Origin of the sequence: Pseudovibrio ascidiaceicola, assembly GCF_900114245.1 — a bacterium.
Lineage (GTDB): Bacteria > Pseudomonadota > Alphaproteobacteria > Rhizobiales > Stappiaceae > Pseudovibrio > Pseudovibrio ascidiaceicola.
Genome location: NZ_FOSK01000039.1, coordinates 1 through 2,621, shown reverse-complemented (window position 1 = coordinate 2,621; position 2,621 = coordinate 1). Strand labels below are relative to the sequence as shown.

General features: G+C 44.1%; 1 protein-coding gene. It reads left to right on the top strand.

What is annotated here, in order from left to right; all coding sequences use genetic code 11:
* Positions 1 to 1,112 precede the first annotated feature (1,112 nt).
* Positions 1,113 to 2,621: toxin-activating lysine-acyltransferase (locus tag BM231_RS26720; RefSeq protein WP_093524418.1), on the top strand; the 1,509-nt coding region annotated here is incomplete at its 3' end.

Genomic DNA, 2,621 nt, shown 5'->3' with positions numbered 1-2,621 from the left:
TTTATTTATACGGCGAATGGAAGCGTCACGGTTACGACGCAAGCTGCTGACAATATGATTGGGAAATATCACATCACGTTTCTCTGCCATAACTGACCGGAAAACTGAAGAAGAAGTAATCCAGTCAATTGTAAAACACTTGGCGTCAACGTAGGAGCAAAACGGTATGAAGATACGCCCTATGACATTTACATATTGCACTTTTGTTTCCTACTTATTCACTTCTTAATCCGGTTACTCATACTAATATTAATGTGAGTTAACATTGATCTTCAGTATCTAATGCCTTTGTGACTATTGTCAGTTCAACTGTTCCCTAAAAGGAGGCCGTGGCGTTTATTTGCTATCAAAAAATTTGCATACAATCAATTATAAGTTGTATTGTTTGACACATTACATTTTAAGTTGAAATCTCTTTTATCTCATCGCCCAAGACTTTCCCACTCTCGCAGAACGACAAGATTATTTTAGTATTCAAGTAAAACGTGAAGTAGTTAGGTAACCGATCCAGCGTGCTGAGAGATAAGCTAGATTTCTCTCTTAACTCCAATCTGGTACCCCCGCACTTTCGAAGCTTCAATGTCTTGTCTTCATACACCGCTTGTGACTGTGTGGGTACGCGCAGCACAGACAAATTATGTCTGCGCTTAAGCTGAAATGAATTCATGTAGTAATTTCTTCCCGCTTTGTAAAAAGATATAGAAAAGTGCCTGATCTCGGATGATTTTTCTTAGATGGGAACGAAGTAATGTTGAGCAGCTTTTGGTTTTCCTATTCCTTCTACTAATATATGTTTCTTGCAGAAACGATAAATGTGTTTGGATAAAAGATGCAATATGAATTTTAAGCAGAGAGCCACAGATGGTAGCTGCAGTCATATCTCTGAAGTTGCATCTTGTTCGCCATGCTCTAATTCCCAGCATTCCCACATACGCCATATTCGGAGTAGACATCTGGGTAAAGGGATTAAGAGCAACTTCAATGTTGTACCACGCTATCTCCGAGATACGCTCTTCAAGCAGCTGTTGCCTAATTTCTGAAGTTGGGATGATGACGACTGGTGAGATTTATGAAGTTTACCTGAGCGAGGTAAATGGGGTTACCTACCGATAATGTCAAAACTTAAAAATACAACGTTTGATTGGCTGGGCCTGCATGAGCTGACTTCAGATGAAGTGCTTAAATATTGTGAACTGATCTCAGTTAAGTATCAATCCGATACCTGTGTTTCAGATATTCGAGACAACATCGATGGTTTAACTTTTGATCTGGATCAGAGCCTTGAGTACATCATACTACCGTCGATACGTAACCTCTTGTGCACTCCAAACGAATTCGCTGACGCATTATCTTGTGTCAAAATAATTTGTTACAAGCCAGGAGATATTAAACATCCTTACATTGAATGGTGTACAAGGACCAACATCCCAATTGTTCATTTAGTTTGGTCCGGAAAACCACAAGGCCTTGTTTGTCTCGCTCATGAAATGGGTCATGCGGCGCAGATGACGCTTTCAAGAGGAAGCTTTATGCCTCCCGTCGCGCGAGAGGTCTGTGCATTTCTCGCGGAACTTGCCCTCATTCAATTTGTAAAGGAACAAAGCAGCACTCTTTATCATGAGTTATGTGCCATATGGCATCATGAGAACCAACGATATCTCGGCGGTAATGTCGACCAACTAGCTGAGGATCTGAGAGCTGGGCGATCTTCCTACACCTATTGGCATAATTACCCTTTAGCGCGCGTGGCTGCCATTCATTTGTTTGGGACGACATCACCTGAAGCCCGCCGCGACTTTTTCGCGAGCAGATCAACCGCTATGAAGCACTTGAACTTTCCAGAAATTTTTGAGGCTCTCGGTCAATCCTGCGAAATACCTTCGTCTGGGATGCTTTCCAAACTTGACGATGAGGCACTCAAGCTATGCATTAGCCTATCTCCACAGGCCGTGAACCATGTGTATGCGGGACAGGTTGATTATGGGTGGTTTGACTGTTCCGCCAGTGTGGGATGTGTTGTTGGGGGGCAAGTTAGGGGAAGTGAGCATTTATCTCCACAGCACTGGATCAAGTGGAGATCACTAGGAGTGTTCGCCCTTTCCGCCCTGAAACGCGGTGAAGCCCATATTTTGCCCGGAGCGTTTCTTGATAAGTTTGAACAGACTGCAGAGCAATCACCTGAGCTGGCGTATTTCCTTGCAAAGCCTTGGATCTCCCCAAAGAAGTTTGATGCATTGGCGGCTATAGGAATCGCGATCCAGCAGCTCGCTGCTTCTTCCTATCATGAGAAGTTTAAACTCTCCTACTATCTACCAGTCGAGATATTACCGCCGCTCCTGGCTGGGCAGCTGCGCTGTTATCTTGATGTTGAAGGCAACCCTGCAGGCCTTACGACCTGGGCGTGGCTGTCAGATAAGCAAAAGCGGGATATCCATAAAACTGGGCGTGCTCTCAAGCCAGAAGAATGGACAGGTGGCATGCATCCCTTTGTCAATGATTGGATCACTGTGCCCGCAGCCTTCCGTGCAGTTATGGCAGAGAAACGTGATGTGATATTTCCCAATCATATTGTCAGCAGCTTGCGTCGTAACCGTGACGCTTCCATTCGCCGTATAAATAAA